We start from the raw sequence: 4718 nt of genomic DNA, 5'->3' as shown, positions 1-4718 counted from the left end.
GGGCGTTGTCGATCAGGCTCTCCACCACCTGACGCAGCCATTCCGAATCGGCCATCAGCTCGATGTCGCGGGCGCCGGGATCGAAATCGACCGCGACGCAGGTGAGCTTCGACGCCGCGGCCCGAGCGCTGCGGGCCCGGGCGATCCGCCGCCTCGGCGCGGTCAGCCTCGGCGAGCGCCCGCTGCCGGTGCCTGCCGACCTCGACAGCGCCGTGATCCTCGCCCGCGGCCTCGCCGGGCTCGGACTGGAGCGCCTGCCCTGGAGCGCCGGCCAGCGCCAGATGCTCGCCCGCATCCGCTTCCTGCGCGGCGCCGAGGGCGAGCCCTGGCCGGACCTGACGGAATCCGGCCTCGCCGCCTCGGTCGAGGACTGGCTCGCCCCCGCCCTCGTCGGGCGGACCGGGCTCGACGCGATCGGCGCGGACGATCTCGGCCAAGCGCTCGGCGCCCTGCTGCCCTGGGACCTGCGCGCGCGCCTCGATCAGGCCGCGCCGACCCATGTGGAGGTGCCGACCGGCTCGGCGATCCCGGTCGATTACGAGGCGGAGGGCGGCCCGGCGCTTGCCGTGCGGGTGCAGGAGCTGTTCGGACTCGACACCCATCCGAGCGCCGGCGGCATCCCCCTCGTGCTCAACCTGCTCTCGCCGGCCCAGCGTCCGATCCAGATCACCCGCGACCTGCCCGGCTTCTGGCGCGGCTCCTGGGCCGCCGTTCGCGCCGAGATGCGCGGGCGCTATCCGCGCCACCCCTGGCCCGAGAATCCGCTCGCCGAGGCCCCGACCCGCCGCGCCAAGCCGCGAGGGACGTGAGAACCCTGTGTTGACAGTGCGTCACCCAGACTTTGCGCAGCCGTGCGTCGGCCGCGAAGGCTGAAACGAAGCCCTCATGCCCCGCCACTGCGCCTGTACCGCTCACCAATCTCATCGAAAATCTGATTGAAAATAATCGACAACTTTGCCTGCCAAGCCTGATGCAAAACCCTGCTTCCGCCGTGCGAAAATTTGAAAGCCTCCGGCATTGCAACCGTTCCAGTGCGGTAGTTTGCACCGGCATGCACATGGGAATGACAGTTCCGCTCGTCGTCCGTGCAAAGAGCAACACAATTCTCTACGGTTGCCAGGAGGTCATCACGCGCAAGCGCTGGATTTCCGAGCTGCTTAGGAATCACGTGGTGCCCGAAGAAACGACCCGTCGCCATGTGATCACCACAAAACGCACAGCGGCGGCTTTGACGCTCGAAAGCCTCTTGCCTGATCTTCTGCGTGAACTCGAAAGCCATGGATATCATCCCGAATTCGGTCGGGAGAATTTCATATCCGTCTTGCCATGTCCACTTTTGAACTGACAACCACAGTTCGACAAATTCGCAGACTAAGGCAACCCTCATTAGGACACAGAAACAGATCTACCCCATATTGTGACGCGGAAAAATTTTTTGCTTCAGACTTCATGCTGGGCATTGAGAGCATGCATGACGAAATCGATGTAAATATTGAATTTTATGAGACACAACAGTCTCAGATCGGAGGCGCGAATATTTCGATGTCCGCACATCGCTTCGGATCGGTGGAGCTCGCTGGCCTCCGGAGTTTTGCGGCCGATCCTCCTTTCCTGCGGACTGCGTTATATGGCACGTCCTGCCGCGATCCCGGACCCCGACACTCATGCTGCCAGCCGACCAGACGCCCGCCGGCTTCGAGCCGATCCACGATGTCGGCTTCATCGACCATGTCGGACCGGTCTACCGGCGGGCGGACGGAGCCTATGGCTTCCGGGCCGCGCAGAAGCATGCCAACCTGATTCAGGTGGTGCATGGCGGCATGCTGATGAGCTTCGCCGACCGGGCCCTCGGCGAGACCGCCATGGCCGCCGCGGATGGCGCCAATTGCGTGACCATCCAGATGGAGATGCAGTTCATCGACGTGGCCCGCCTCGGCGACTGGATCGAGGCGCGGCCGGAGGTGGTGCGGCGCACGGGCTCCCTGGTCTTCCTGCGCACGGATCTCTGGGCCGGCGAGCGCCGGGTCGCGGCGGCCACCGGCGTCTGGAAGATCCTGCGCCGCCGGCCCGACGCAACGCCGGCCGAGCGCTAGAGCTGCTGGTGTGCCGCGCTCCCTTTCGCCGAACCGGCTTCCACTTCGGCAAAGAGCGCTCTAGCTGAATCGCCCATGGACGACGACATCCCACAGGACCCGACCCTCGCGCGCCTCGGCGCCGCCCTGGGCAGCCTGCCGAAGCGCGGGCCCGCCCCCGTGGATCAGTGGAACCCGCCCTATTGCGGCGCCATCGACATCCGCATCGCGGCGGACGGGACGTGGTTCCACAACGGCAGCCCGATCCGGCGGGACAGGATGGTCCGGCTGTTCGCCTCGATCCTGCGGGCGGAGCCCGATGGCAGCATCCGCCTCGTCACCCCCGTCGAGAGCGTCGGCATCGCCGTGGAGGACGCGCCCTTCGTCGCCGTCGAGATGGCGGTGGATGGGGATGGCGCGGGCCGGCGCATCAGCTTCCGCACCAATGTGGACGACCTCGTCGCGGTCGGCCCCGAGCATCCGCTGCGCTTCGAGGAAGCGCAGGCCGGCGCCCTGAAACCCTACCTGCGGGTGCGCGGCGGCCTCTGGGCGCTGGTAAGCCGGGCGCTCACCTACGACCTCGTGGCGATGGCCGAGGAGCGCGAGATCGACGGCCGGACCTGGCTCGGCGTGGCGGCCGGCGGCGCCTTCCACCGCATCGCACCGGCGGAGGCGGCGTGAGCGTGGCCGTCGGTCAGGCCACCCGCCACGCGTGGGACCGGGAGGCGAGCGCCTTCCTCGACCGCTGCGCCGAGGCCCTCCTCGCCGAGCCGCCCGGCCCCGACGACCCGACCTCGAACCCGCGCGGCGACCACAGCCTCGACCCGGACGGCAGCGCGGTGATCCCGCCGCCGCCGCACCGCCGCGCGGCGGTGCTGGTGCCCGTGGTCGCCCGCGCCGAGGGCCTCCAGCTCGTCCTGACCCAGCGCGCGGCGCATCTGCGCGACCATTCCGGCCAGATCGCCCTGCCCGGCGGCAAGATCGACCCCGCCGAGACACCCCGCGCGGCGGCCCTGCGCGAGGCGAACGAGGAGATCGGCCTCGACCCCGGCCTGGTGCGGGCGCTCGGCTATCTCGATCCGTATCTCTCGGCCACCGGCTTCCTGGTGAGCCCGGTGATCGGCCTGATCGATCCCGAGGCGCGCTTCCGGCCGAACCCGTCGGAGGTCGCCGAGATCTTCGAGGTGCCGCTGCCCGTCCTGATGGACCGGGCGCGCTACCAGCTCCGCTCCCGCGAATGGCAGGGGCGCACGCGCTACTTCTACGCCCTGCCCTTCGGCGAGCGCATGATCTGGGGCGTCACGGCCGGGATCCTCAACAACCTGCGCGAGCGCCTGTCCCGATGACGTGCGCGGAGGCCGGATCATCCCGCAGCCGGGAGAGGGAAGGCGCCGCAGCCGTCCCGAGGATCGGAGCGCCGGCTCAAGGGTAGACCTCGCATGCTGCGTCGCTTCATCGAAGAGTTCGCCCTCTTCCTCATCCCCTTCGCGCTCTTCTTCGCCTACCTCCTGGTGGCGGGGCGGAACCCGCTGCAGCGGACCCATTGGGATCCGCACAGCCTGCGCCTGGTCCTGGCCGGGCTCGCCCTGGTGATCGCCTCCCTCGTCTGGTCCGGCCTGTTCTCCGAGCGCAGCAGCAGCGGCTACGTGCCCTCGCATATGGAGAACGGCCGCCTCGTGCCGGGGCAGTTCCGCTGATGCGCACGCTCGATCCCGCCGGGCTGGAGCGCCTGCGCGGGCGGCCCGGCGTCGCGGCCGTGCTCGCGGCCCTCGCCGCCCCCGGCGCCGAGACCCGGCTCATCGGCGGCTGCGTGCGCGACGCGCTGCTCGGCCACGACGCCGCCGACATCGACTGCGCCACGACGCTCCTGCCCGAGGCGGTGATGGCGCGGGCCCGGGCCGCCGGACTCAAGGCGGTGCCGACCGGGATCGAGCACGGCACCGTGACCCTGGTCTCGGACGGGGCGCCCATCGAGGTCACGACCCTGCGCGAGGACGTGGAGACGGACGGGCGCCGCGCGGTGGTGCGTTTCGGGGCCGATTTCGCGCGCGACGCCGAGCGGCGCGACTTCACCGTGAACGCGCTCTCCCTCGACGCGGCCGGACACCTGCACGACACCACCGGGGGCGTGGCGGATCTCGCGGCGGGCCGCGTCCGCTTCATCGGGGATCCGGCGACCCGCATCCGCGAGGACGCCCTGCGCATCCTGCGTTTCTTCCGCTTCCACGCCCGGTTCGGGCAGGGCGCGCCGGACGGCCCGGCGCTCGCCGCCTGCATCGCGGCGCGCGAGGCCCTCGACCGGCTCTCGCGCGAGCGGGTGCGGGCCGAGTTCCTGAAGCTGCTGGAGGCGCCGGGCGCCGTGGCGATGGTCGCGACCCTCAGCGAGACCGGGCTGCTCGCCCGGATCACGGGCGGCGTCGGCGAGGTCGGCCGGCTCGCCCGCGCCCGCCTCCTGCCGCTCGGCGCCCTCGCCGTGCTGGTGCCGGAGGATGCCGAGCGCCTGCGCGAGCGCCTGCGCCTCGCGAATAGCGAGCACGCCGCCCTCGAGCGCTACGCCCAGCGCACCACCCCGGCGATCGGCCTGTTCCTCGCCTGCGTGCGCGAGACGGCCGGGGCGCGGCCTCAGCGGCCCGCTTCGGTGTCGGT

The 4718-nt window shown here is 70.5% G+C and carries 6 protein-coding genes and 1 pseudogene; 6 read left to right on the top strand and 1 reads right to left on the bottom strand.

Features of this window, described 5'->3' with window-relative positions:
- Window positions 1-89: 89 nt before the first annotated feature.
- A pseudogene (locus tag MET9862_RS28465) lies at window positions 90-809 on the top strand (ATP-dependent helicase C-terminal domain-containing protein); the annotation flags it as partial.
- Between the two features lie 74 nt (window positions 810-883).
- Here MET9862_RS28465 and MET9862_RS28460 read toward each other — a convergent pair.
- On the bottom strand, window positions 884-1279 hold the full coding sequence (locus MET9862_RS28460) for an HNH endonuclease (protein WP_142586245.1): 396 nt from the start codon (window positions 1277-1279) through the stop codon (window positions 884-886).
- A 385-nt stretch (window positions 1280-1664) separates the two neighbouring features.
- Here MET9862_RS28460 and MET9862_RS28455 point away from each other — a divergent pair, with 385 nt between their 5' ends.
- The 5 genes from MET9862_RS28455 to MET9862_RS28435 form a co-directional block, all read left to right on the top strand.
- The gene (locus MET9862_RS28455; RefSeq protein WP_142586244.1) at window positions 1665-2093 is read left to right on the top strand and encodes a PaaI family thioesterase; all 429 of its coding nucleotides are present in this window, start codon (window positions 1665-1667) and stop codon (window positions 2091-2093) included.
- Between the two features lie 75 nt (window positions 2094-2168).
- Window positions 2169-2753, top strand: coding sequence for a DUF1285 domain-containing protein (locus MET9862_RS28450; RefSeq protein ID WP_142586243.1), 585 nt, complete (start codon window positions 2169-2171; stop codon window positions 2751-2753).
- Window positions 2750-3418: a CoA pyrophosphatase gene (locus tag MET9862_RS28445; RefSeq protein WP_185157045.1), complete on the top strand. Its 669-nt coding sequence runs from the start codon at window positions 2750-2752 to the stop codon at window positions 3416-3418. The genes MET9862_RS28450 and MET9862_RS28445 overlap by 4 nt, the downstream gene beginning before the upstream one ends.
- Window positions 3419-3511: 93 nt before the next feature.
- Window positions 3512-3769, top strand: coding sequence for a DUF6111 family protein (locus MET9862_RS28440; protein ID WP_142586242.1), 258 nt, complete (start codon window positions 3512-3514; stop codon window positions 3767-3769).
- Window positions 3769-4718 (top strand): CCA tRNA nucleotidyltransferase (locus tag MET9862_RS28435; protein ID WP_142586241.1); only part of this gene is annotated, 950 nt, incomplete at its 3' end. The genes MET9862_RS28440 and MET9862_RS28435, both read left to right, overlap by 1 nt.

This window comes from Methylobacterium symbioticum (assembly GCF_902141845.1).
Taxonomy (GTDB): domain Bacteria; phylum Pseudomonadota; class Alphaproteobacteria; order Rhizobiales; family Beijerinckiaceae; genus Methylobacterium; species Methylobacterium symbioticum.
The sequence above is the reverse complement of the archived record's forward strand: the minus strand, read 5'-3'. Positions and strand labels throughout refer to the sequence as shown.

Bases quoted from the DNA above. Each gene is read 5' to 3' on its own strand.
- MET9862_RS28455 (WP_142586244.1), top strand. From the start codon at position 1,665: ATGCTGCCAGCCGACCAGACGCCCGCCGGCTTCGAGCCGATCCACGAT.
- MET9862_RS28460 (WP_142586245.1), bottom strand. From the start codon at position 1,279: ATGGCTTTCGAGTTCACGCAGAAGATCAGGCAAGAGGCTTTCGAGCGT.
- MET9862_RS28440 (WP_142586242.1), top strand. From the start codon at position 3,512: ATGCTGCGTCGCTTCATCGAAGAGTTCGCCCTCTTCCTCATCCCCTTC.
- MET9862_RS28450 (WP_142586243.1), top strand. From the start codon at position 2,169: ATGGACGACGACATCCCACAGGACCCGACCCTCGCGCGCCTCGGCGCC.